This is a genomic window from Arthrobacter sp. 05T45 (assembly GCF_056395875.1).
Map to the genome: position 1 here is coordinate 168,076 of NZ_JBFTKI010000006.1, position 23,464 is coordinate 191,539.

General features: G+C 67.4%; 21 protein-coding genes. 10 read left to right on the plus strand and 11 right to left on the minus strand.

The genetic code is table 11. From position 1 onward, the window contains the following. Positions 1-10: 10 nt before the first annotated feature. From AC1DGD_RS09230 to glyA, 8 genes are all read right to left on the minus strand, one after another. A complete protein-coding gene (locus AC1DGD_RS09230) occupies positions 11-844 on the minus strand; it encodes an exodeoxyribonuclease III (protein ID WP_476849121.1) in 834 nt (277 codons plus the stop codon). A gap of 10 nt (positions 845-854) precedes the next feature. Continuing rightward, positions 855-1,424, minus strand: coding sequence for a hypothetical protein (locus AC1DGD_RS09235; RefSeq protein WP_476849122.1), 570 nt, complete (start codon positions 1,422-1,424; stop codon positions 855-857). Positions 1,425-1,552: 128 nt separating this feature from the next. Continuing rightward, positions 1,553-1,909: a VOC family protein gene (locus tag AC1DGD_RS09240; protein WP_230009984.1), complete on the minus strand. Its 357-nt coding sequence runs from the start codon at positions 1,907-1,909 to the stop codon at positions 1,553-1,555. Between the two features lie 24 nt (positions 1,910-1,933). Further along, on the minus strand, positions 1,934-2,782 hold the full coding sequence (locus tag AC1DGD_RS09245) for an ABC transporter permease (RefSeq protein WP_079553256.1): 849 nt from the start codon (positions 2,780-2,782) through the stop codon (positions 1,934-1,936). Continuing rightward, a complete protein-coding gene (locus tag AC1DGD_RS09250; protein ID WP_476856646.1) occupies positions 2,779-3,657 on the minus strand; it encodes an ABC transporter permease in 879 nt (292 codons plus the stop codon). The genes AC1DGD_RS09245 and AC1DGD_RS09250 overlap by 4 nt, the downstream gene beginning before the upstream one ends. Positions 3,658-3,667: 10 nt before the next feature. Continuing rightward, a complete protein-coding gene (locus tag AC1DGD_RS09255; protein WP_043436284.1) occupies positions 3,668-4,645 on the minus strand; it encodes an ABC transporter ATP-binding protein in 978 nt (325 codons plus the stop codon). 182 nt (positions 4,646-4,827) lie between these two features. Beyond that, positions 4,828-5,748 carry a bifunctional methylenetetrahydrofolate dehydrogenase/methenyltetrahydrofolate cyclohydrolase gene (locus tag AC1DGD_RS09260; protein WP_476856601.1) on the minus strand — a complete coding sequence of 307 codons (921 nt, stop codon included), beginning with the start codon at positions 5,746-5,748 and terminating at the stop codon, positions 4,828-4,830. Positions 5,749-5,751: 3 nt separating this feature from the next. Then, positions 5,752-7,050: a serine hydroxymethyltransferase gene (gene glyA / locus AC1DGD_RS09265; protein WP_028277328.1), complete on the minus strand. Its 1,299-nt coding sequence runs from the start codon at positions 7,048-7,050 to the stop codon at positions 5,752-5,754. A 313-nt stretch (positions 7,051-7,363) separates the two neighbouring features. Here glyA and purU point away from each other — a divergent pair, with 313 nt between their 5' ends. The 3 genes from purU (at position 7,364) to AC1DGD_RS09280 (ending at position 9,351) form a co-directional block, all read left to right on the plus strand. Beyond that, complete coding sequence (gene purU, locus AC1DGD_RS09270) at positions 7,364-8,224, plus strand: formyltetrahydrofolate deformylase (protein ID WP_476856602.1); 861 nt, start codon at positions 7,364-7,366, stop codon at positions 8,222-8,224. Between the two features lie 21 nt (positions 8,225-8,245). Further along, complete coding sequence (locus AC1DGD_RS09275) at positions 8,246-8,725, plus strand: methyltransferase domain-containing protein (RefSeq protein ID WP_476856603.1); 480 nt, start codon at positions 8,246-8,248, stop codon at positions 8,723-8,725. A 104-nt stretch (positions 8,726-8,829) separates the two neighbouring features. Next, positions 8,830-9,351, plus strand: coding sequence for a gamma carbonic anhydrase family protein (locus AC1DGD_RS09280; protein ID WP_223914204.1), 522 nt, complete (start codon positions 8,830-8,832; stop codon positions 9,349-9,351). Between the two features lie 27 nt (positions 9,352-9,378). Here AC1DGD_RS09280 and AC1DGD_RS09285 read toward each other — a convergent pair whose 3' ends face one another. Together AC1DGD_RS09285 and AC1DGD_RS09290 are read right to left on the minus strand one after the other, a co-directional pair. Continuing rightward, entirely contained in the window at positions 9,379-11,076 is a 1,698-nt protein-coding gene (locus AC1DGD_RS09285; protein ID WP_476856604.1) for a flavin monoamine oxidase family protein, read from the minus strand. Beyond that, positions 11,073-12,611, minus strand: coding sequence for an amino acid permease (locus AC1DGD_RS09290; protein ID WP_476856605.1), 1,539 nt, complete (start codon positions 12,609-12,611; stop codon positions 11,073-11,075). Before AC1DGD_RS09290 ends, AC1DGD_RS09285 begins: the two co-directional genes overlap by 4 nt. A gap of 111 nt (positions 12,612-12,722) precedes the next feature. Here AC1DGD_RS09290 and AC1DGD_RS09295 point away from each other — a divergent pair, with 111 nt between their 5' ends. Continuing rightward, positions 12,723-14,498, plus strand: a complete 1,776-nt coding sequence (locus tag AC1DGD_RS09295; RefSeq protein ID WP_476856606.1) for a PucR family transcriptional regulator — start codon at positions 12,723-12,725, stop codon at positions 14,496-14,498. On the opposite strand, the gene AC1DGD_RS09300 is transcribed toward AC1DGD_RS09295, so the two are convergent. Next, positions 14,477-15,283 carry a nitrilase-related carbon-nitrogen hydrolase gene (locus tag AC1DGD_RS09300; RefSeq protein WP_476856607.1) on the minus strand — a complete coding sequence of 269 codons (807 nt, stop codon included), beginning with the start codon at positions 15,281-15,283 and terminating at the stop codon, positions 14,477-14,479. The two genes, AC1DGD_RS09295 and AC1DGD_RS09300, sit on opposite strands and share 22 nt — an antisense overlap. A 241-nt stretch (positions 15,284-15,524) precedes the next feature. On the opposite strand from AC1DGD_RS09300, the gene AC1DGD_RS09305 reads away from it, so the two are divergent. From AC1DGD_RS09305 to AC1DGD_RS09330, 6 genes are all read left to right on the plus strand, one after another. Further along, complete coding sequence (locus tag AC1DGD_RS09305; RefSeq protein WP_243180206.1) at positions 15,525-16,715, plus strand: ROK family transcriptional regulator; 1,191 nt, start codon at positions 15,525-15,527, stop codon at positions 16,713-16,715. 131 nt (positions 16,716-16,846) lie between these two features. Continuing rightward, positions 16,847-18,403, plus strand: coding sequence for a multiple monosaccharide ABC transporter ATP-binding protein (mmsA, locus tag AC1DGD_RS09310; protein ID WP_476849130.1), 1,557 nt, complete (start codon positions 16,847-16,849; stop codon positions 18,401-18,403). 54 nt (positions 18,404-18,457) lie between these two features. After that, positions 18,458-19,726 (plus strand): multiple monosaccharide ABC transporter permease, encoded by a 1,269-nt coding sequence (gene mmsB, locus AC1DGD_RS09315; protein WP_476856608.1) that lies wholly within the window; start codon positions 18,458-18,460, stop codon positions 19,724-19,726. A gap of 65 nt (positions 19,727-19,791) precedes the next feature. Beyond that, a complete protein-coding gene (locus AC1DGD_RS09320) occupies positions 19,792-20,895 on the plus strand; it encodes a substrate-binding domain-containing protein (RefSeq protein ID WP_476856609.1) in 1,104 nt (367 codons plus the stop codon). Between the two features lie 280 nt (positions 20,896-21,175). Beyond that, entirely contained in the window at positions 21,176-22,624 is a 1,449-nt protein-coding gene (locus AC1DGD_RS09325) for an ABC transporter permease (RefSeq protein ID WP_476856610.1), read from the plus strand. 2 nt (positions 22,625-22,626) lie between these two features. Next, the gene (locus tag AC1DGD_RS09330; protein ID WP_476856611.1) at positions 22,627-23,334 is read left to right on the plus strand and encodes an ABC transporter ATP-binding protein; all 708 of its coding nucleotides are present in this window, start codon (positions 22,627-22,629) and stop codon (positions 23,332-23,334) included. The last annotated feature ends 130 nt before the right edge of the window (positions 23,335-23,464 follow it).

Sequence of the window (23,464 nt, forward strand, 5' to 3'; positions counted from 1 at the left end):
AGCCTTAAGACTAGAGCCGGTAGTCCACTACCAGCGGGGCGTGGTCGGAGAAGCGTGTGTCCCAGGACGCTGCCCGGTCAACAACGGCTGACACTGCGGCAGCAGCGAGAGCGGGCGTGGCCATGTGGTAATCGATGCGCCAGCCGGTGTCGTTGTCGAAGGCCTGGCCCCGTTGCGACCACCAAGTGTAGGGGCCGTCGACGTTACCCGCCAGGCCCCTGTGAACATCCTTCCAGCCGATTTCCTCGCCGAAGAAACGGTCAAAATAGGCCCGCTCTTCCGGCAGGAAGCCGGCACGTTTGACGTTGCCCTTCCAGTTCCTGATGTCCAGCTCCGTGTGGCCGACGTTGAGGTCGCCCACCACCAGCGCGTGGTCACTGTGCTTGGCGAGTTCGGGCAGCCGCTGGACCATGACGTCGAGGAAACGGAATTTGTCGTCCTGCTTGGGAGTGCCGGCCTCGCCCGAGTGCACGTAGGCGCTCACGACGGTCAGCTGTGAGGCCTGCCCGTCCGCGTCCCGCACGATGTAGTCCGCCTCGACCCAGCGTCCGGCCGTGGCGAAGAAGTCATCGCCGATCCCCACCCGGGTGGCCAGGGGCTCTTCCCGGGAGGCAATGGCAACGCCGGCCCGGCCCTTGGCCTCGGCCTCGGCGTGGAGAATGTACCAGCCCTCGCCGAGCAGTTCCTCGACGATCGCGTCCGGCGCGCGGACCTCCTGGAGGCACAGGATGTCCACCTCGCGCGGCTCAAGCCACTCCGCCATGCCCTTCTTGTAGGCGGCACGGAGGCCGTTGACGTTGACTGACGCGATGCGAAGGTGGTCCTTCTTCAATGCCGAGCTCACCCGATCCACTCTAGTCGATGATGGTTCCGCTGACGGGAGCGTCATCGCCGCCCGGGGATTTGATCATGTCCCGCGCGTTGGTGGCGGTGATCTCGATGGTCTCCAGGGCGCGGCTGATCGTGTCGCGGTCCGCCGCCTCGCCCTTCGCCCGCTCCTGCTCGACCACCCGGACCTGGACCTGGACGATCTTGAAGGAGTGGTCCAGCTTCATGTCGCGGACGCTGTCCGCTGCGCGGCTTTCGCTCACCACGCGGGTTCCGCCGTGGTCCGCGCTGCCCGCAGCCGGCGGCCGGCCCGCTGCGGCGTTGAACGCGTTCTGGGCCTCGGTCAGCCTGGCCCCGGCCTTCTTCGCAGCCTTCTGGATGCTGAACACGACGAAGGAGGCCAGCGCCAGCCAGAAGCCGGCGATGATCGCCACGATCCAGCCCACGACGTCGTTCTGGTTGGCCGCGAAGATCACGGCCACCACGAACGCGATGATGAAGACCAGCAGCCCCGGCCCGCTGATGCGGAACATGGAAAACCGGCCGCGGGCCGTTGTGTCGTTGGACGTGGACGAGGAGCTACCCAGAGATTGCATGAGCCCATTATCGCAAACGGGGCCGGCCGCCCGTTCCGCTTCCACCCCGGGCGAACGCCGCCCCGGCGCCCGGCCTGGGTCAGGACCAGCGTTTAGGTCAGGACCAGCTTTTAGGTCAGGACGGAGGTTTAGGTCAGGACAAGGCAGAACGGGTGGCCGCTGGGGTCCGTGTAGACCCGGAAGGTTTCCGTACCGGCGTCGAGGCTGGTGGCGCCGAGCCGGAGCACCTCGGCTTCGGCGGCGTCGAGGTCCCCGACGAGCACGTCCACGTGCATCTGCTGCGGGTGCTCGGCGTCGGGCCACTGCGGGCGGACCAGCCGTTCCACCCGCTGGAAGGCGACGGCGGGACGGTCGGCGGCGTCGCCGATCGAAATCCATTCCTCGTCCTCCTGCACCCGGATCATCCCCAGCAGCTCCTGGTAAAAGCCGGCGAGCTTGTCCGGGTCCTCGCAGTCGATGACGAGGGCCTGCCATTTTCCGATCATGGGGTCTCCTTTTTGGAAGGACGGCTACTTGAGGAACAGTTTGCGCAGCCGGCTCGTGGTGAGCAGGACGCCGAGGGCAATCATGACGAGGTAGTAGCCGATGTGCACGGCGGTGGCCGGGGTGAACACCCCCACGCTGATCTGGCGCAGCAGTTCCACGCCGTGCCACAGCGGCATGGCCTGGATCAGCCACTGGATGGACTGCGGGTAGACGCTGAGCGGGTAGAACGTGGCACTGAAGAGGAACATGGGCAGCATGACGAAGTTGATCCAGTCCATTTGCTGGAACGTCTTCATGTAGCTCGTGATCCCCATGCCGAAGCTCGCGAAGCCGAAGGCGATCAGCACCGAGGCCGGGATCATCAGGATGGCCCACGGCGTGGTGATGAGGCCCATCAGGCCCATGACGGCCGTGAAGCCGGTCGCGTACATGGCCCCGCGCAGCAGGGCGAGGAAGATTTCGCCCATGGCGACATCCAGCGGCCCCAGCGAGGTGTAGAGCATGCCCTGGTACAGCTTGGCGAAGTTCATCTTGAAAAAGACGTTCCACGTGGAGTCGTAGACGGCGCCGTTCATGGCGGACACGGCCAGCAGCGCCGGCGCGATGTACGCGGCGTAGCTGATTTCCTGCCCGCCCGGGCCCTGGACCGACCCGACAATGGCGCCCAGGCCCACGCCCATGGAGATCAGGTACAGCACGGGTTCGAAGAACCCGGAGACCATGACCATCCAGTTGCTGCTCTTGGTGGCCATGAGCCCGCGGGCAACGACGGCGCGGACGTTGCGGGAGTAGATGGGCCCGAAGCGGCGGCGGCGCGCGGCTTCGGTGACGCTGTGGTCCCCTGTGTTGAAACTTCCGGTCAGGACGCTCATGAGGCCATCCTTTTGGCGAACTGGCGTTTGGTCAGGATCCAGCCGGCAGCCGCCAGGCCCAGCAGGAAGAGGACGTGGACGACGGTGAGCCACGGCTCTTCCTCGTACCCGTAGCTGACCACGCGGCCAAGCTCGGTTCCGTGCCAGATCGGTGAGATCCAGCCGATCCAGCGGACTGCGAGCGGGAGCGTGTCCAGCGGGAAGAACGTGCCGGAGAACAGGAACAACGGCATGACGATGAACCGCATGACCATGGCGAACTGGCCCTTGTCGTGCTGGATGGTGGCCGCGTAGGCCATGAGCGGCAGGCCGAAGGACAGGCCGGCGAGGGTGGCGATGAGGATCGACACCCAGCCCCAGGCGCCGGGCGAGGCGCCGAAGAGCGCGACGACGGCGAAGTAGATGGCCGACTGCAGCAGGAAGCGCACCGTCACGGCGATGATCTGGCCGCCGGCGATCTGCTCGGGAGTCAGCGGTGAGGCGTGCGGGCCGTAGTAGACGCGCCGCCACTTGAAGCCGTCCATCACGGGGAAGGTGAACTCGTTGGCAGCCGTCATGACGGCGGCCGAGATCAGCAGGGCCGGCGCGATGAACGTCAGGTAGCTGACCCCGCCGAAGACGCCGGCGCCGTTGGCCTCGACCAGGGTGGCCAGGCCAACGCCCATCGCGAACAGGTAGGCCACCGGCTGTCCCACCCCGTACATCACGATGGTCCAGCCGTAGCCCTTCATGACCCGCAGGACCTGTTCGGCGTAGTAGAACGCGCCCCAGCGGCGGGCACGGGCGGCCGAGACTTCCGGCGAGTGCGCGCGCAGGGCCGTCCCCGCCGCCGCGGCGCCCGCCGTCGTTCCCGCTGCCTGAATTGGCTTAGTCAGCTGCTCTTTCTTAGTCAACGAGGCTCCTGCCGGTCAGGCGCAGGAAGACGTCTTCGAGTGAGGAGCGGCGGACCAGTGAGGTGACCGGACGCAGGCCGCGGGCGGTGACCTGCTCCAGGGCGGCCTCGCCGTCGTGGGCGTAGATGAGCACCCGGTCCGGCAGGGTTTCCACGCGTTCGCCGATGCCGCCGAGCTCCGCGCCGACGCTCGCGTTGCGCTCCGAGCCGAAGCGCAGTTCCAGGACCTCGCGGGTGGAGTATTCGCGGATCAGGCTGGCCGGCGATCCCTCGGCCATGATCCTGCCCTTGTCCACCACAATCAGCCGGTCGCACAGCTGCTCGGCCTCGTCCATGTAGTGCGTGGTGAGGATCAGGGTGACGCCCTGTTCCTTGAGCCGGAACAGCCGGTCCCAGAGGATGTGCCGGGCCTGCGGGTCAAGGCCGGTCGTCGGCTCGTCCAGCAGCAGGATCCGGGGCTCGTTGATGAGCGAGCGGGCGATTGTCAGGCGCCGCTTCATGCCGCCGGAGAGGGCATCGACCTTGGAGTTGGCCTTGTCGGTGAGCTGGGCGAATTCCAGCAGCTCATCGGCCTTGGGCTTGAGGTAGCTCATGGGCAGGCCGAAATAGCGGCCGTAGACCAGCAGGTTGTCCCGGACTTTCAGTTCCTCGTCCAGGTTGTCCTGCTGCGGCACGACGCCCAGGTGGGCGCGGACCTCCGGCCCGTGCTGTTCGGGGTCCAGGCCCATGATATTCAGGCTGCCGGAGGTGCGTTGCGAGACCCCGCCGATCATCTTCATCGTGGTGGACTTGCCGGCGCCGTTGGGGCCCAGCAGGCCGAACGCTTCCCCGGCGGGAACGCGGAAGGAGATGCCGTCGACGGCGGTGACGTCGCCGTAACGTTTGGTCAGGTTCTCGGCGGTGATGACGTATGGGAGAGCGGCGTCGGAGGGGCTGCTCGCGCGTGATTCTTTAGAGGCAAGTTCGGACACCCGCACTACGGTAGTGGATCCCCGCAAACTATGAAAGAGTCTTTTCGTAAAAACTCCTGACGTATCCGTTCCGTTATGCCGGCAGGCGTTAGAACGTGCGGAATCCTGCGGTGGTTGGGCCCGCCGAAAGCCGGCCCAACCACCGCAGGAGCCTTAGGCGGGCCCGGGCGGCGTTCCTCTGCTCAGCGGTTTTTCTCTGCCCATTGGCGTTCCGCGGTTTCCACCACGTTGGCGAGCAGCATGGCGCGGGTCATGGGCCCCACTCCCCCGGGGTTCGGCGAGAGCCAGGCGGCGACGTCGGCCGCAGCGGGGTCCACGTCGCCGGTGACCACTGCCTTGCCGCTGCCGTCATCGACCCGGCTGACACCGACGTCGAGCACGATCGCCCCGGGCTTGAGGTCCGCGGCCTTGATCATGTGCGGCTGCCCGGCGGCGGCAATCACGACGTCAGCCTGCCGCAGTTCTGCCGGCAGGTCCACCGTTCCGGTGTGGGCCAGGATGACCGTGGCATTGACGTCCTTGCGGGTCAGCAGCAGACCCACGGGACGGCCGATGGTGACGCCGCGGCCCACCACGAGGACGCGTTTGCCGTTCAGGTCGATCCCGTGCCGGGTCAGCAGCTCCACGCAGCCCTTGGGCGTGCACGGCAGCGGGGATTTCATGGGTCCGCTGACGTTGGCCACGAGCCGGCCCAGGTTCATCGGGTGCAGGCCATCGGCGTCCTTCTCGGGATCCATGGCCTCCAGGATGACGTCCTGGTCGATGTGTTTGGGCAGGGGCAGCTGGACGATGTAGCCGGTGCATTCCGGGTTCTCGTTGAGCTCGCGGACCACGGCCAGGAGTTCGTCCTGGCTGGTCTCTTCCGGCAGGTCGCGGCGGATGGAGGTAATGCCCACCTCGGCGCAGTCCTTGTGTTTGCCGCCGACGTACCAGGTGCTCCCGGGATCGGAGCCCACCAGGATGGTGCCCAGCCCGGGCGTGATGCCCTGGGCCTTGAGCACGGCCACGCGCTCGGTCAGCTCGGCCTTGATGGCGGCGGCGGTGGCCTTGCCGTCAAGGATCCGTGCAGTTTCAGCCGTTTTTGCGGTGTGCGAAGAAGTCATGGCCTACCACTGCTCGTGCTGCGGGTACAGCGGGAAATCGGCGGCGAGCTTGTCCACGCGGGCCTGCAGGGGTTCGATCTCCGTGGCAGCTCCGGACTTCAGCGCCGTGGCGATGATGTCCGCCACCTCGGTGAATTCCTCGGCGCCGAAGCCGCGGGTGGCCAGGGCAGGTGTGCCGATGCGCAGGCCGGAGGTGACCATCGGCGGGCGGGGGTCGAACGGCACCGCGTTGCGGTTGACGGTGATGCCGATCGAGTGCAGGAGGTCCTCGGCCTGCTGGCCGTCCAGCTGGGAGTTGCGCAAGTCCACCAGGACCAGGTGCACGTCGGTGCCGCCGGTCAGGACCGAGACGCCCGCGCCGGCGACGTCGGCCTGGCCGAGGCGCTCGGCGATGATCTTGGCGCCTTCGAGCACGCGTTCCTGGCGCTCCTTGAATTCCTCGGTGCCGGCGATCTTGAAGGCCACGGCCTTCGCCGCGATCACGTGCATGAGCGGGCCGCCCTGCTGGCCGGGGAACACGGCGGAGTTAAGCTTCTTGGCCCACTCCTGCTTCGCCAGGATCACGCCGGAGCGCGGACCGGACAGCGTCTTGTGCACGGTGGAGGTCACGACGTCGGAGTACGGCACCGGGCTCGGGTGCAGTCCGGCGGCGACGAGGCCGGCAAAGTGCGCCATGTCGGTCCAGAGCAGGGCGCCGACCTCGTCGGCGATCGAACGGAAGGCCGCGAAATCGAGGTGCCGCGGGTAGGCGGACCAGCCGGCGATGATGACCTGGGGCTTTTCGGCGATGGCCTGCTCGCGCAGCTTGTCCATGTCGATGCGGAAGTCATCTTCCTCGACCTGGTAGGCGGCGACGTTGTAGAGCTTCCCGGAGAAGTTCAGCTTCATGCCGTGGGTGAGGTGCCCGCCGTGGGCCAGGGACAGGCCCAGGATTTTGTCGCCGGGAGTGATCATGGCGGCGAGCGCGGCGGCGTTGGCCTGCGCACCGGAGTGCGGCTGCACGTTGGCGTATTCGGCGCCGAAGAGGTCCTTGACGCGGTCGATCGCGAGCTGCTCCGCGACGTCGACGTATTCACACCCGCCGTAGTAGCGGCGTCCCGGGTAGCCCTCGGCGTACTTGTTGGTCAGGACGGAGCCCTGGGCTTCCATCACGGCGCGCGGGGCGAAGTTCTCGGAAGCGATCATTTCCAGGGTGCCGCGCTGGCGGCCAAGTTCCTGGGCAAGGACGGCGGCGATTTCAGGGTCGAGTTCGGCCAGCGGCTGGTTGCTCACGGCGGCTGAGGTGGCGGTGGTAGTAGTCACGAGGAACTCCTGGTTGGCAACGGGTACGGCTATTGGTCAGGCTACCGGCTGGCCCGTTGCGCCGCCCCTTGATTACGGGCCCCTTGACAGCGGGCCGCGACAGCGGCGGCCGGCACCCCGCGCGGGCACCAGCAACGGTGCGGCAGCGGTGATGCTGCCGACCGGTAAGACATGACCCTCGGCCCAGGCGTACGATCCGTGGTCTTCGTGAGTGCCGCTCCCTGATGGTTAGCCATCCAACGCCAGTTGCGACGGGTTAACACTACCAAAACCCTTTCAAAACTGCCCTTGAAGCGCAGGTAGGCTGTTCCTCGTGACTGATGAGAACCTGACTGCCTCCTACATCCTGACTCTTTCCTGCCCTGACCGGCCTGGCATCGTGCACGCCGTCGCCGGGGCCCTCCTGGTGGCGGGCTGCAATATTACAGATTCCCAGCAGTACGGGAGCCAGGGCACGGGCACCTTTTTCATGCGGGTCGAGGCGACGACGGCGGCGGCCCAGGCGGAGCTGCAGGCGGCGCTGGAACCTGTGGCGCAGGCCTTCGGGATGCAGTGGAGCCTCAACCCGGCCGGGCGGAGGGTCCGCACCCTGCTGATGGCCAGCACGTCCGCCCACTGCCTCAACGACTTGCTGTTCCTGCAGCGCTCCGGAACCCTGCCGATCGACATTCCGGCCATCGTGTCCAACCACCGCGACCTCGAGGGTTTGGCGGAGTTCTACGGCATCCCGTTCCACCACATCCCGGTCACCCCGGACACCAAGATCCAGGCCGAGGACGCCCTCCGGGTCCTGATGAAGGAACACGACATCGAGCTCACAGTCCTGGCCCGGTACATGCAGATCATCTCGGACGAGCTCTGCACCGAACTGACGGGCAAGGCCATCAACATCCACCACTCGTTCCTGCCCTCCTTCAAGGGTGCCAAGCCCTACCACCAGGCGCATGCCCGCGGCGTGAAGCTCATCGGCGCCACGGCACACTACGTCACGGCGGCCCTGGATGAGGGGCCCATCATCGAGCAGGAAGTCATCCGCGTGGACCACCGGCGCACCGCGGAGCAGTTCGTCCAGATGGGCCGCGACGTGGAGGGCCGGACCCTCGCCCAGGCCGTGCAGTGGCATGCCGAGCACCGCGTCCTGCTCGACGGCAACCGGACGGTTGTCTTTAACTAGAAGCGGTCATTAACTGGAGCTATGGAATCCTCCCGCAGGGACCGGCTCGAATCGTTTGTGGCGCTGTTGAAGAACGAGGGCCGGCACGGCGTGCTGGGCCTGGATTGCGGCCCGGGCGCCGACGGGCTGCACTTTGTGCAGTCCGGCATCCATTTCACCGGTGTCGACCAGTCCGAGGAGAACATCCACATCGCCCGATCCCACGGGCTGGAAGCCTCCGTGGCCGGACCGGTCTCCCTGCCGTTCGCCGATGCCGCGTTTGCCTCAGTGTGGGCGGTGGACGCCCTGGCGGGCCTGCCTGCGGAACAGTGGGACGACGTCGTCCGCGAACTCGGGCGGGTGGCGGAACCGGGCGCGCCGATCGCCGTCGTACTCCCCGCACCCGAACCGCGCAGCTCAGGCGACCCGCACACCTCGGCCGACCCGCGCGGCGAGGGCGAGTGGCGTGGCGAGAGCGAGTGGGGCGGCGAGGGCTTCACGGTGCTCCGCTCCCCCGCCTGACCCTCCTTTTCCCGTTGAGCTATCACTTGTGGTGGTTAAACCGCGCCCATGGCAACCAGAACTGATAGCTCAACGGGGCGTGGGGCGTGTCCTAGGCTGGAGGCATGGCTCCCCTCTACGCATTCGCCGGTACCACTCCGGCCGTCCATGACTCCGCCTTCGTCGCGCCCACGGCGTCCGTGATCGGCAACGCCACCCTGGCCGAGAACTCGAGCGCCTTCTACGGCGTGTCAGTCCGCGCCGATACCGCTGCCATCACCGTCGGCGCCGGCAGCAACCTGCAGGACAACGTGGTGCTGCACGCCGACCCCGGCTTCCCCTGCACCGTCGGTGCGCGGGTCAGCGTCGGCCACAGCGCCGTGGTCCACGGCTGCACCGTTGAGGACGACTGCCTGATCGGCATGAGCGCCACCATCCTCAACGGGGCCGTGATCGGCGCCGGGTCCCTCATCGCCGCCGGTGCCGTGGTGCTGGAGGGCACCGTCATCCCGCCCCGCTCGCTGGTGGCCGGCGTTCCGGCCAAGGTCCGGCGCGAGCTCAGCGACGAGGAGTTCGCCGGTGTCCAGCACAACGCCGCCCACTATCAGGAACTGGCACGCGCGCACCGCGAACTTCACAGCGCCTGAGGAGCAGTGCGCCGGGGCCGGCGGCGCTCAGTCCAGGGCGATCGGCCCGAGCTCGGAGAGCAGCTCGCCCGGTCCGGGATTCCCGGCCGGGGTGGAGCCACCGAGGTGGTTGACCACGCCCCAGACGGCGTTGAGCCCGGTGGTGACGGCTCCCTCGGCCCAGCCGGCGGTGAAGGAGACGTCGTCGCCGGCGAGGAAGATCCCGCGCTGTTCGGCCGGCAGCCCGTCCTGTTTGAAGTGCGTGAAGAGCCGCTGCTGGTAGCGGTAGTGTCCCGGCAGGTTGGCTTTGAAGGCGCCCATGAAGTTGGGGTCGGCCTCCCAGGAGACCGTGATCGGCTGGCCCACGATGTGGCTGGCGATGTCCACCCCGGGGTAGATCTGCTGCAGCGAGTGCAACATGAGCTCCGCCCGTTCCTCCGCGGTGAGCGAGAGCCACTTCAGCGCGTCGTCGTTCCAGGTGTAGGACAGCAGGATCACGGCCGGCTGGTCCGGGCCGTTGTCCAGCAGGTAGGTGGCACGGTTCAACCGGTCGGTCAGCGTCATGGACAGGACCTCGCGGCCGGTGGCCGGGTCGATGTCCTTCCAGAACGGCCGGTCCACCATGACGAAGGTCTTGGAGGACTGCATGTAGTGGGAGCGCTCGATCGCCGTCCACAGTTCGGCAGGGAACAGGGCCTCGTCCGTGTGGATCCTGGTCGAGAGCAGCCATGACTGGCAGGTGGTCACCACCGCCGGGTAGGCGGATTCGCGACCCCAGCGTTCCCGGATCCGGAAGTCGCCGCCGCCGTCGCGGGCGATGCGGTCCACGGCGCCGCGCGGCGCGCCTGCGTGCAGCGAGGCCAGCGAGGTGCCGTCCGGCCAGTGGGCCATACCCGACGGCGCGTGCTCCCACAGTGCCTCGGGGAGCCGCTGCGCGCCGCCGTCGATGAGCCGGTGCCGGTCATCGGCGTCGGTGTAGACCACGCGAAGGATTTCGAGGATCGAGTTGGGGAAGTCGGTGTCCCAGCCACCGGTGCCGAATCCCACCTGCCCGAAGGCCTCGCGGTGGGCGAATCCGGCTTCCTTGAAGGAGTCGCTGCCGGCGATGAAGCCGTAGAACGTCTGCTCGTCCAGCTGCGGGAGCAGCGCGTTCCAGAGGTCCTTGATCCGGGCTGTGTCCCGGGCGCGGATGGCGTCCTGCATCTCGGCGAACGCGGCGCCGTCGTTCACGGCAGCCTTCCACGCGTCCGCCACCTCACGGAAGAACGGCGGCAGGTCCGCGGCGGTCTCGGCATAGTATTTCTGGCCCGCGAGCTCGATCACCGTGCTGGAGGTCGCCGGCGCCAGCGGATTGGGGAAGGCCCGGGTCTGCAGCCCGAGCAGGTCCACGTAGTGGTAGAAGGCCTTGCCGGATTCCGGGAACCGCATTCCGCCGAGGTCCGCCACGATCCCCGGCGCGGACGGGAAACTGGCGGTCCGCAGCCGGCCGCCGATCCTGTCGGCCTCGTAGACAACCGGCCGCAGGCCCAGCTTCATGAGCTCATACGCGGTCACCAGTCCGGACAGTCCGGCACCGACGACGGCGACCTCGGTCCCGTACAGCTCGGGCGGCACCGATCCCAGGCCCTCCGGGTGGGCGAGGTAGTGGTCGTAGCTGAACGGGAAGTCCGGATTCAGCATGGTGATGGGCGCCGCGCCCGCTTCAGCAGCGGACCGGGGAGCCGGAAGTTCGGTGGCGATGGTCATGAGGTCTCTGCCTTCATTTCCTGGTGTGTGGTGGTGTTGTCAGGGTGGCGGCTTGATAGGTCAAGGTAGTCCTCGTGGCTCAGCGCAGCCACCCTGGAGTTCTTCCGGCCGTAGCCGAAGTAGGCGGCACAGCCAACGAGCATCCAGGCCCCGAACACCGCCCAGGTCTCGGCGCCGAGGTTGGCCATGAGGTAAGCGCACATGAGGGCGCCGAGAACCGGTGTCAGCGGAAAGAGCGGGACGCGGAAGCTGCGCGTGAGTTCGGGCCGGGTCCGCCGCAGGTAGATGACTGCCACGTTGACCAGGGCGAAGGCGAACAGGGTACCGATGCTGGTCGCGTCGGCGAGGGCACCGAGCGGCACCAGGCCGGCGGTCAGTGCGACGGCGGTGCCCACGATCAGGGTTCCGGCAGCCGGCGTGCCGGTCCGGGCCGAGATCCGGCCGAAGACCTTGGGCACCAGGCCGTCGCGCGACATCGAAAGCAGGATCCGGGTCTGCCCGTACAGCACGGTCAGCACGATGCTGGCGATGGCGAGCACGGCGCCGACGGCGAACACCACGCCAACCCACGGCTGGCCGGTGATTTCCTCAAGGATCTTCACGAGGGCCGCCTCGGTGCCGTCGAACCAGCCCCAGGGGCGCGCGCCGATGGCGGCGACGGCCACAAGCACATAGATGCTGGTGACGATCAGCATGGAGAGCAGGATGGCCCGCGGGAGGTCGCGCTTGGGATTCCGGGCCTCCTCGCCGGCCGTGGAGGCGGCATCGAAGCCGATGTAGGAGAAGAAGACCCGGGAGGCTGCGGCGGAGACGCCGGCGGCGCCCATCGGCATGAGGGGTTCGAAGTGTCCGCCGTTGAAGGCGGTGAAGGCCACGGCGCAGAAGAACAGCAGGATGCCGACCTTGACCAGGACGATCGCCGTGTTGATCCAGGCGCTCTCCTTGGCGCCGCGGACCAACAGCACGGTGGCCAGGGCGACAATCACGATTGCGGGCACGTTCAGCACGCCGCCGGCTCCCGGCGGTTGCGAGATGGCGTCCGGGAGTTCCAGGCCGAAGACCGCCAGGGCCTCGTTGACATACTGGCCCGCACCGACCGCGACGGCGGCCACGGAGACGGCGTATTCGAGCACCAGGCACCAGCCGCAGATCCAGGCCATGCCCTCGCCCATGGTGGCATAGGTGTAGGAGTAGCTGGAACCGGCGGCAGGGACCAGGCCGGCCATCTCCGCGTAGGACACGGCGGAGAGCAGGGCGGCGAAGCCGGCGATGGCGAAGGAGATCCAGATGGCCGGGCCGGCGAGCGGCACCGACTGGCCCAGGATGACCAGGATGCCGGTGCCCAGGGTGGCGCCGACGCTGATCATGGTCAGCTGCAGGACACCGAAGCTGCGGACCAGCCGCGTGCCGCCGTGTCCGGTCTCGGCCTCGCGGACCAGCTGTCCGATCGGCTTGCGGCGCAGGAGCTGGGCGGTGAGCCCGGGACGGCCGGCTTCCGCCGGCGGGCGGTCGCCGATCAGAGTTGGCACAGTCATCATTGACGTCCTTATCTTCAGTAGTGGTCGGTTTCCCGAACCAACCCTAGGCGTGTGAGCCACCTCTCAAGGTTGTGCAAAACGACCTGTAGTCTTCACTCATGAGACTTAATGCACTTGGACTCCGCAGGCCGGGCGGCCGGCACGGGGGCCGCGGCCGTGGCTGCTGAGGACCCGGAGCGGCTCGGCTTCGTCACTCTGGCGCAGTTCCTGGGCCAGTTGCCGGCACTGGCCGTCGTGCACGACGGCGGCAACGGCCAGGAGCGCCTGCGCTGGGTGGAGCCCAGCGAACTGGAAGATCCCACCCCCTACCTGCTCGACGGCGAGTTCCTGCTCACGGCCGGCCTGCCGTTCGTGGGCGGGGGCGGCAGCGAGGAGGCGGTGGACGCTTACGTGCGGCGCCTGGTCCAGGCCCGCGTCGGCGCCCTGGGCTTTGGCCTGGAACCGTACTTCAACGCCGTGCCCGATGCCGTGGTGCGGGCCTGCCGGCAGCACAACCTGACCCTGGTCGCCATCCCGGAGAGCCTCCCGTTCGCCGCGCTGGGACTGGAATTCTCCCGGCTCCTGGAGTCGGACAACGCCAAGACCTTCCGCCAGTTGGCCGACACCAGCCGGCAGCTCATGCGCGCGGTCTTGTCCGCGCGCCCCGAGCACGAACTCCTCGCGGCCCTGGTCCAGCGCGTCCCGGTTTGGGCCGTGCTGGTCGGCGCCGACGGGCGGGTGCGCGCCCGCGGTTCGGGCCCCTCCCCCGGTCCGCGGGCCGCCGGCGCCGCTGCCGGCACCGTGCCGGGAGTTGACCCCGCCGACCTGCAGCCGCTGCTGGCCAGGCTGCTCGCCGGCAGCGGTCCGCGGGTCGAGATGGATTCGTTCGACGCCGCGGGCTCGTCCCTCGTCTTCGGGTATCCGCTGCGCAGCACCCGGGACGCCAACCTCGGCGCGCTCATCCTCGGCACGGACGCCCCGCTGACCCCGGCCCAGAACAGCGTTGTCTCCACCGCGGTCGGGCTGCTGGAACTGCTGGTCCGCCAGCGCATCAGCGGCTCCCTGGCCCCGAGCCAGCTGGCCACGGCGCTGCTGCTCCACCCGGAGAGCGTGGCCTCGGGATCCGCACGGCATGTCAACGGGTTCAAGGACCTGCTGGCCCAAAGCATCTCCTCCACCCGGTCCGGCCAGCTGCGGGTCGTGCAGGGTCTCCGGATTGACGCCGCCCCGGACAGCTCCCGGACCCCGGGCGGACCGGGCGAGGCTCCGGTGCGGGCGTTGCTGGAGTGGCGGCGGCTGTTCGACACAAAACTCGTGGAGCTCACCGAGTACGGCTTTGCCGCGATTACCCGGTTAAAGGTCGACGACGCCCTGCTCGCCGAAGTGGAGCGGCTCGGCTGGCGCCTTGTGATCGGCAGCGGCACCGATTTCGCGAACCTGCCGGAGGCTTACCGGCACGCCGCTTCACTGCGCAACCGCGTTCTCACGAGCGGCCGGAGCGTCCGGGCGGATGACGTGACGTGGTCGGTGGCCGGCCTGCTGGGACCGGCTGCCGGCACCCTGCTGGCGGGCCATCTGCTGGCGCCCCTGCTCGCCCTCGAGCCGGAGCGCCGCGACAGCCTGCTCGGCATCCTGCGGGCCTGGCTGGGCGAAAACGGAAGCTGGGACGCCACGGCAAAGGCCACGGGACTGCATCGAAACAGCGTCCGCCGGCAGATCGGCATCATCGCTGAGCTGCTGGGCCTTGACCTCAACCAGGCCCAAGCCCGCGCGGAACTCTGGATCGCCCTGCAGTACCAGGCCGAGCCTGAGCCGCCCGCCCCGGCCACCGCAGGTCAGGCGTCCAGTGCACCGGCCAGCGCAGGTCTGGCGTCGGCTGCCGGTCAGACTCCCCAGGAGCGGTAGATCTCCGGGCGGCGGTCGCGCAGGTAGTCCACGGCGTCCTCGATGCCGTCTGCCGCGGCGCGGCCGGTCTCACCCAGCTCGGCAAACAACAGTTCCGGCCCGGCCCCGGCCGCGGCCAGGACCGAGCCGTCCGGGCCCGCGACGATGCTGCCGCCGCGGAAGTCGCTGTCATCCTCCGAACCGGTGTGGTTGGCGTAGGCGACCGTCAGCTGGTTCTCCAGGGCGCGGGCCCGGATCAGCACCTGCGGCACGGCGTCGAATCCGCCGGCGAGTGCCGTCGGCACCAGCAGCAGGTCCGCGCCGCGCAGGGCGGCCGCCCGCGCCGACTCGGGAAACTCGATGTCGTAGCAGATGACCAGCGCCGTTTTGTGCCCGTGGAAATCCACGACGCCGGGGGAAGCCGCGGCGGGTGTGAACGCCGCCCGCTCGTCCGGGCCGAACAGGTGCACCTTGTCGTAACTGAGCAGCTCGTCGCCCGCCTCGTCGACCAGGGTGGCGGAAATGTGCCACCCGCCGGCCGGCGTCAGCGTGGGCAGGCTGTAGACCAGGGCGATGTTGTTGCGCCGCGCGATGCCGGCCAGGGCTTCCCGGAGCGCGGGCAACCTGCCGGGATCGAACGCCTCCCGCAGCCGCCGCGGCGCGTAGCCCACGGGGAAGAGTTCCGGGGTCACCAGCAGCTGCGCGCCCGCGGCGGACGCATTGCGCGCCGCGGCCTCCACCGCGGCGCAGTTCGCATCGATGTCCAGCACGGCGGAGTTCGCCTGCATCAGTGCCAGCAGCACCATTACCACCTCACGTTTCCGGACGCCTCCGCGGGTCGCGGCGGGTTCTCCCGACCAGAGTAGCCGTGGCCCGGAACGCGGGGTGTGGTGCAATTCCACCCGGCCAGCGTGCCGGCGGGGCAGAACGTCCTTGCCGCGGAGACGGCGGATGCTGACCGCCCTCTCCCCGGCATTCGACCGGCGCGGCCGTTATCGTTGCGTTAACTTCTTGACTACAAGGCGCGAATGCGTCACGCTTCATAGCATGCCCTCACCAACGCGCTCAACGAGGAGCCGAACCAAGAACCCCGGATCGCAGTCCGCCCTCCGGCATTTGAACCAGCAGCGGATCATCGAATGCCTCCTCGCGGGCCCATCCACGCAGGCGGAACTGGCCCGCCAGACCGGGCTTTCGACAGCCACGGTCTCGAACATCGTCAAAATCATGCAGGACGCCGGGCTGGCCTCGACTGAACCGATCACCAGTTCCGGGCGGCGCGCCCTGAACGTCCGGCTCAACAGCAACGGAGCCGTCGCCGTCGGAATCGACTTCGGCCGGCGCCACCTGCGCGTCGTGCTGGCCTCGCTGAGTTACCACGTGATCGCCGAAGAGTCGGTCCTGCTGCCCCTGGGCCATCACGCCGAGGAAGGCATCCAGGCCGCCGTCGGCGTGCTGGACCGGCTGCTCACGGACAGCGGTGTGGAACGCAGCGCCCTGGTGGGTGCAGGCGTCGGAATTCCCGGCCCGATCGACCGCCGCACAGGCACCGTGGCGCAAGGCGCGATCCTGCCCGAATGGGTGGGCATCAACATCCTCAAACGCCTAGAAGAAGCGCTGGAACTCCCCGTCTTTGTGGACAACGACGCCAACCTGGGCGCCCTCTCCGAGGTCACCTGGGGGCCGCACAGCGGCATCAGCAACCTGATGTTCCTCAAGATCGGCTCGGGCATCGGCGCGGGGCTGATCCTCAACGGCGCCCCGTACTACGGCAACGTGGGCATCACCGGCGAAATCGGCCATGCCACCATCCACGAGCACGGGCTGATCTGCCGCTGCGGGAACCGCGGCTGCCTGGAAACCATCGCCTCCACCACCACCATGATCGAGCTCCTGAGCCGCGGCGAGGACCGGCCGCTCTCGCCCGGGGACATCGTGCGCAAGGCCCTGGAGAAGGACTCCGCCACGCTCCGTGTCGTGGACGACGCCGGGCTCGCCGTCGGGCGCGCGCTGGGCAACGTGGCGAACCTGATCAACCCCGAGGTCATTGTGGTCGGCGGCCCGCTGGCGGGCCTTGGCCAGCTGCTGCTGGACCCGATCCGGCGCGGCCTGATCCGCCACGCGGTGCCGGTCATAGGCGAGACAACCACCCTCACGATGTCGTCCCTGGGCGACCGGGCCGAGGCCCTCGGGGCCACGGCTTTGGTCTTCCAGCACGCCGGAATCCGGCGAAACTAACCATTTCGTTATGTGGCTGTTGCGTTAAAGACTTGACGACAAGGGCTGTGATCCAGTTTACTTTTCCATCAGACGGCCCTGCGGTTTGCAGGGGCGGACAACGAAGTCATGCATTGGAGGCGTAAGGGCAGATGACGTCCCTCAACACGCACAGTGATCCGCTAATCCTCGAGATGCGATCCATCACCAAGGAGTTCCCCGGCGTTAAAGCTTTGGCCGATGTGAGCCTGCGGGTGAAGGCCGGCGAGATCCACGCCATCTGCGGTGAGAACGGCGCCGGGAAATCGACCCTGATGAAGGTACTCTCAGGCGTGTACCCCTACGGCACGTACACCGGGGACATCGTTTACCAGAACGAAGTCCAGGAGTTCAAGGACATCAGGGCCAGCGAGCACGCCGGCATCGTGATCATCCACCAGGAACTCGCGCTTATCCCCGAACTGTCGATCATGGAGAACATCTTCCTCGGCAACGAGCCCACCAAGCGCGGCGTGATCGACTGGGCCGAGGCCCGGACCCGGTCCACCGAACTGCTGGCCCGCGTGGGGCTGCGCGAGGACCCGGACACCCCCATCAAGGAGATCGGCGTCGGCAAGCAGCAGCTGGTCGAGATCGCCAAAGCCCTGAACAAGTCGGTCAAGCTCCTGATCCTGGACGAGCCCACGGCGGCGCTGAACGAGTCCGACTCCCAGCACCTGCTGGACCTCATGCTGGGCCTCAAGGGCCGCGGAATCACCTCGATCATCATTTCGCACAAGCTCAACGAGATCGAACAGATCGCCGATGAGATCACGATCATCCGCGACGGCAAGTCGATCGAGACCCTGAACGTCAAGGCCGACGGCGTCGACGAGGACCGCATCATCAAGGGCATGGTGGGCCGGACCCTGGAATCCCGGTTCCCGGACCACGAGCCGAAGATCGGCGATGTCCTCTTCGAGGTGAAGAACTGGAACGTCGGGCACCCGCAGATCCAGGACCGCCTGGTCTGCAAGAACTCCAGCTTTTTCGTCCGCCGCGGCGAGATCGTCGGGTTCGCGGGCCTGATGGGCGCCGGACGCACCGAACTGGCCCGGTCCGTGTTCGGGCGCTCGTACGGCCGCTTCATCTCGGGCCATGTCTACAAAGAAGGCAAGGAACTGCAGCTCAAGAGCGTCCGCCAGGCGATCGACGCCGGACTCGGCTACGTCACCGAGGACCGCAAGTCCCTGGGCCTGAACCTGCTGGACGACATCAAGGCCACCACGGTCTCGGCAAACCTGCGCAAGATCAGCAAGAACTTCGTGGTGGACGCCAACAAGGAATACGCCGTCGCGGAGGAATACCGGAAGTCGCTGCGGACCAAGACGCCCTCCGTGGAGGAAGGCGTCGCAAAGCTCTCCGGCGGCAACCAGCAGAAGGTCGTGCTGGCGAAGTGGATGTTCACCGACCCGGACGTGCTGATCCTGGACGAACCCACCCGCGGGATCGATGTCGGGGCCAAGTACGAGATCTACGGCATCATCCAGAAGCTGGCCAACGAGGGCAAGGCCGTGATCGTCATTTCCTCGGAGCTGCCCGAGCTGTTGGGCCTCTCGGACCGGATCTACACGATTTTCGAAGGCGCCATCACCGGCGTCCTGAACAAGGACGAAGCCAGCCAGGAAAGCCTCATGAAACTCATGACGTCTGCCCGCAAGACCGCTTGACCCTTTGGGACAAACCAGAACAATCCGAACACCCCGGACACAAGGACTGAAACAATGAACGCGCTCAAGAAGCTCTTTGGCGGCAACACCCGCCAATTCGGCATGATCTTCGCCCTGGTTGCGCTGATCGTGTTCTTCGAGATTTTCACGGAGGGCCGCACGCTCACATCGGGCAACGTCATCAACCTCTTCAACGGCAACTCCTACATCCTGATCCTCGCCATCGGCATGGTGCTGGTCATCATCGCCGGGCACATCGACCTCTCGGTCGGTTCCGTCGCGGCCTTCGTGGGTGTCTGCGTGTCACTCTTCATCCGCGACTGGGGGCTGCCCTGGTACATCGGCGTCCTGATGGGGCTCGGGCTCGGCGCCCTGATCGGAATGTGGCAGGGATTCTGGGTGGCCTATGTCGGCATCCCCGCGTTCATCGTGACGCTGTCCGGCATGCTGATCTTCCGCGGCGCCAACCAGTTGGTCGGCAAGTCGAACACCATCCCGGTTCCCACGGATTTCCAGTACATCGGCTCCGGCTACCTGCCCGAGTTTGGACCGAATACCGGCTACAACAACCCCACCATGCTCATTGGCCTGCTCGGCGTCGCGTTCGTGATCTTCAGCGAGATCCGCTCCCGCCGCAACGCCAAGGCCCTCGGTGCCGAGGTTCCCGAAGCGTGGGTCATGGTTATCAAACTGGTGCTGGTCTCCGGCGCCATCCTCTACGCGACCTACCTCTTTGCCACCGGCCGGCCGGGCACCTCCTTCCCCGTGCCGGGCCTGATCCTGGCCGTCCTGGTCCTCGTGTACGGCTTCATCTCCTCCAAGACCGTTATCGGCCGCCACATCTACGCCGTCGGTGGCAACCGGCACGCCGCCGAGCTCTCCGGTGTCCAGTCCAAGAAGGTCAACTTCCTGGTCATGATGAACATGTCCTTCCTGGCCGGCCTCGCCGGCATGATTTTCGTCGGCCGCTCCACCGCCTCAGGCCCGTTCGACGGCGTCGGCTGGGAACTGGACGCCATCGCCGCCGTGTTCATTGGCGGCGCCGCGGTCACCGGTGGCGTGGGCACCGTGATCGGCTCGATCATCGGCGGCCTGGTCATGGCAGTCCTGAACAACGGCCTGCAGCTGCTCGGCGTCGGCGCCGACCTCACCCAGATCATCAAGGGCCTGGTGCTCCTGATCGCCGTCGCCTTCGACGTCTACAACAAGACCCAGGGCAAGAGGTCCGTCGTCGGGATGCTGATGAAGAACTTCAGCCGCAGTAACGAGATCAAGGCCGACGAGACAACCCAAACCACAGACGTCATCTCCAGGGGAGCCTGAGCGGCTCCCCCGGTTCCCCAACCCCACAATTCTCCGCACACCACCAAAAGAAAGTGAACCAAGCAATGCGAATGATTGGTAAAGCAGGAAAGGCAGCAGCAATCGCTGCTATTGCGGCACTGGCGCTGACGGCCTGCGGCCGTTCCGACACCGGGACTACCGGCGGTTCGAGCTCCGGAGGCGAAGCATTCCCGAAGGGCTCGTCGATCGGCGTCGCGCTGCCCCAGAAGACCTCGGAAAACTGGGTTCTGGCGGAGCAGCTGTTCAACGACGGCCTCACCAAGGCCGGCTACAAGCCGGATGTGCAGTTCGCCAATGGCGGCGTTTCGGATCAGCAGAACCAGATTAGTGCCATGATCACCAAGGGCGACAAGCTCATCATCGTCGGTGCCATCGACGGTGCGCAGCTGGGCACCCAGCTCAAGCAGGCCAAGGATGCCGGCGCCACGATCATCGCGTATGACCGTCTGCTCCTGAACACCCCGGACGTGGACTACTACGTGGCCTACGACAACTTCAAGGTCGGTGAACTCCAGGGCCAGGCGCTGCTGGACGGCATGAAGGGCAAGAAGCCGGCAGGCCCGTACAACATCGAGCTCTTCGCAGGTTCCCCTGATGACGCCAACGCGAAGGTCTTCTTCGACGGCGCCATGAGCGTCCTGAAGCCGAAGATCGACGACGGCACCCTCAAGGTCCTTTCGGGCCAGACGAGCTTCGAACAGGCCGTTACCCAGGGCTGGAAGGCAGAGAACGCCCAGAAGCGCATGGACACCCTGCTCGCCGGAACGTACGGCAGCGCCCCGCTTGACGGCGTGCTGTCCCCGAACGACACCCTGGCCCGCGCGATCATCACCTCTGTCAAGGCCGCCGGCAAGCCGATCCCGGTTGTCACGGGCCAGGACTCCGAGGTTGAGTCGGTCAAGTCCATCATGGCGGGCGAGCAGTACTCCACCATCAACAAGGACACCAATGCGCTCGTTGACCACTCGATCACCATGGTCAACGACGTCCAGGCAGGCAAGAAGCCGGAGATTAACGACGACAAGTCCTACAACAACGGAAACAAGGTTGTTCCCGCGTACCTGCTGAAGCCGGTCATCGTCACCAAGGACAACGTCCACACGGCGTACGAGAACGATCCGGTCCTCGGCCCGATCACCAAGCAGTAGTTCCTTATCTGGGCGACCGCTTCACCGGCCGCGCCAGAGTACAGAGCCCCGGCTCTCCCGCAAGGGAGGGCCGGGGCTCTTGCGTTGGCCGTGATGCGCTGGCGGTGGTGCGCCGGCGGTGACCTTGGCAGTGACCTTGCCTGCGGCGAGGCGCTTCACAGCGGAGACATAGCTTTGCGGGGAGGTTCGCACAGCGGCCCGTACCACTGTGGGACCAGCGCCGGGCATCGGGCCCGGCAGGAGATACCCCCAGAGACACCCAAGAAAAACTAGGAGCACCGTGAGCGTTCTTGCCCGGAGTGTAGGCAACGCCTTTCGAAACAAGGTCAGGACCGCCGCCGTGGTGGCGGTCCTGGCCGTAGCCATTGGACTTGCCCTGGCCATGCTCGTGGCCAACCAGGCCGTCACCGGCAAGGTTGCCGAGCTGAACGCCTCGGTGGGCACGGTCCTGACCGTGAACCCCGCCGGCGGCCAGGGGTTCGAGGGTGGCGGCGAGCCGCTGACGTCCGCCCAGGCGGCCACGGCGGCGGCCGTCCCCAACGTCAGCAGCGTGGTCGGCACCAAGGCGCTGCGCCTGCGCAACGCCGCTGACATTGCCGCCGAGGCCGCGTCAGGACGGACAGGCCAAGGCGGCCCCGGCGGCCAGTCGGCCACCTCCGTCACCACGAGCCTCACGGCCGCCGTCGACGCCGGCACCCTCGGCAACCGTAACCAAGCCAGTACCGGCGCCTCCGGAAGCAGCACCTCGGGCAGTACCGGCGGCACCGCGCAGGCCGCGCCGGCGTTCTCGCTGCCCATCACGGCAACGGGCATCGGCGCCGAGGTGGACTCCACCGGCAAGGCCCTGCAGCTGACGCAGGGCACCGGCCTGGGCAACTACACCGCTGCGTCCACCGGCGCCCTGCTGGGCACCACCCTGGCCACCAAGAACGGCCTCAGCGTGGGCTCGACGTTCACCATCGGTGATAAAACCTTCACCGTCCGGGGGCTGTTCGACTCCGGGACCGCGTTCGGCAACAATGCGCTCTACGTGACGCTGCCGACCGCCCAGACCCTCGCCGCGCTCCCGGACGAACTCTCCACCATGATCGTCACGGTCAACAGCATGGAAAACGTCGACGCCGCCAAGACCGCCCTGCAGGCGGCGCTGGGCTCCGACAAGGCCGACGTCACCCAGGGCCAGCGGAACCTTGAGACAGCCGTCAGCTCGCTGGACAGCGTCAAGAACATTTCCTTCATCGCCTTCATCGCGGCCCTTGGCACCGCCGGCCTGATCATCCTCCTGATCATGGTCATGCTGGTCCGCGAACGACGCCGCGAGATCGGTGTCCTGAAGGCCATCGGCGCCCCGAACCGCACCATCGGCCTGCAGTTTGTGCTGGAGGCCCTCGTGCTGGTGGCCATGGGCAGCGTGGTGGGCGCCGCCGTCGCCTCCCTCGCCAGCGGCGGCATCGCCAGCGCCCTCATCAGCTCAAGCAGCAGCACGAGCGCGGCGGCCACCGGCCAGCGCGGCGGCGCTGGCGGCTTTCCCGGGGGCGGGTTCCCGGGCGGGGCGGGCGGACCGCTGGGCGGGGCCAGCCAGCTGCTGACCTCCGTGACGGCGAGCGCCTCCCCCGGCGTGATCGCCGCGGGCATCGCCGCAGTTTTCGGCGTCGCCATCATCGGCGCGCTCGTCCCGGCCCTGCTCACCGCCCGCATCCGTCCCATCGAAGTCCTCCGAGGAGAATAGCCATGATCGAAGTCAAGAACCTGGTCCGCACGTTCAAGTCCGGCGACCGGACCATCAAGCCGGTCAACGATGTCAGCTTCGAGCTGGAGCAGGGCACGCTGGCCTCGATCGTGGGCAAGAGCGGCAGCGGCAAGAGCACCCTGCTCTCCTTGCTCGGGGCGCTGGACAAGCCCACCAGCGGCGACGTGGTGGTCAACGGCGTGAGCCTGGCCAGCATGCCCGACGGGAAACTGACCAACTACCGGCGCCGGGACATCGGCTTCGTGTTCCAGCAGTTCAACCTGATCCCGAACCTCTCGGCCGTGGACAACGTGATGCTGCCGATGGAATTCGCCGGCGTGCGCAAGGCGGCGCGGGCCGAGCGGGCCCGGCAGCTGCTCGAACAGGTCCAGCTCGATCCGGAGAAGCACGGGCGGCGCATCAACCGGCTCTCCGGCGGCGAGCAGCAGCGGGTGGCGATCGCCCGGGCGCTGGCGAACGAACCCAAACTGATCCTGGCCGATGAACCCACCGGCAACCTGGACGAGCAGACCGGCGAGCACATCATCGAGCTGCTCAGCACGCTCAGCCGGGACCACAACACCACCATCCTGGTGGTCACCCACGACCGTGCCCTGGCCAACAAGACGGCCCGGCGCTTCCGGCTCCAGCAGGGCCGGCTCACGGAGGAAACGGCCCGGACCCGTGCGACGGCGGCCCTGACCAGCTGAGGACCGGCCGGCTGCGGGGACTTTGGCGGCGGAGCTGCGGGCAGGCCTTGGGGGCCCGCCCGCAGCTCCGGCGGCGAGCCGCCGGAGCTGAACTTCGTGAGACTGGATCTCCGCGTCGAACCTCCGCCAT

What these genes read in the sequence shown, in the direction of transcription:
- AC1DGD_RS09235 (WP_476849122.1), bottom strand. Translation starts at nt 1,424, where the DNA reads ATGCAATCTCTGGGTAGCTCCTCGTCCACGTCCAACGACACAACGGCC.
- AC1DGD_RS09240 (WP_230009984.1), bottom strand. Translation starts at nt 1,909, where the DNA reads ATGATCGGAAAATGGCAGGCCCTCGTCATCGACTGCGAGGACCCGGAC.
- AC1DGD_RS09245 (WP_079553256.1), bottom strand. Translation starts at nt 2,782, where the DNA reads ATGAGCGTCCTGACCGGAAGTTTCAACACAGGGGACCACAGCGTCACC.
- AC1DGD_RS09260 (WP_476856601.1), bottom strand. Translation starts at nt 5,748, where the DNA reads ATGACTTCTTCGCACACCGCAAAAACGGCTGAAACTGCACGGATCCTT.
- AC1DGD_RS09275 (WP_476856603.1), top strand. Translation starts at nt 8,246, where the DNA reads ATGGAATCCTCCCGCAGGGACCGGCTCGAATCGTTTGTGGCGCTGTTG.
- AC1DGD_RS09280 (WP_223914204.1), top strand. Translation starts at nt 8,830, where the DNA reads ATGGCTCCCCTCTACGCATTCGCCGGTACCACTCCGGCCGTCCATGAC.
- AC1DGD_RS09285 (WP_476856604.1), bottom strand. Translation starts at nt 11,076, where the DNA reads ATGACCATCGCCACCGAACTTCCGGCTCCCCGGTCCGCTGCTGAAGCG.
- AC1DGD_RS09290 (WP_476856605.1), bottom strand. Translation starts at nt 12,611, where the DNA reads ATGACTGTGCCAACTCTGATCGGCGACCGCCCGCCGGCGGAAGCCGGC.
- AC1DGD_RS09295 (WP_476856606.1), top strand. Translation starts at nt 12,723, where the DNA reads ATGCACTTGGACTCCGCAGGCCGGGCGGCCGGCACGGGGGCCGCGGCC.
- AC1DGD_RS09300 (WP_476856607.1), bottom strand. Translation starts at nt 15,283, where the DNA reads ATGGTGCTGCTGGCACTGATGCAGGCGAACTCCGCCGTGCTGGACATC.
- AC1DGD_RS09305 (WP_243180206.1), top strand. Translation starts at nt 15,525, where the DNA reads ATGCCCTCACCAACGCGCTCAACGAGGAGCCGAACCAAGAACCCCGGA.
- mmsA (WP_476849130.1), top strand. Translation starts at nt 16,847, where the DNA reads ATGACGTCCCTCAACACGCACAGTGATCCGCTAATCCTCGAGATGCGA.
- mmsB (WP_476856608.1), top strand. Translation starts at nt 18,458, where the DNA reads ATGAACGCGCTCAAGAAGCTCTTTGGCGGCAACACCCGCCAATTCGGC.
- AC1DGD_RS09320 (WP_476856609.1), top strand. Translation starts at nt 19,792, where the DNA reads ATGCGAATGATTGGTAAAGCAGGAAAGGCAGCAGCAATCGCTGCTATT.
- AC1DGD_RS09330 (WP_476856611.1), top strand. Translation starts at nt 22,627, where the DNA reads ATGATCGAAGTCAAGAACCTGGTCCGCACGTTCAAGTCCGGCGACCGG.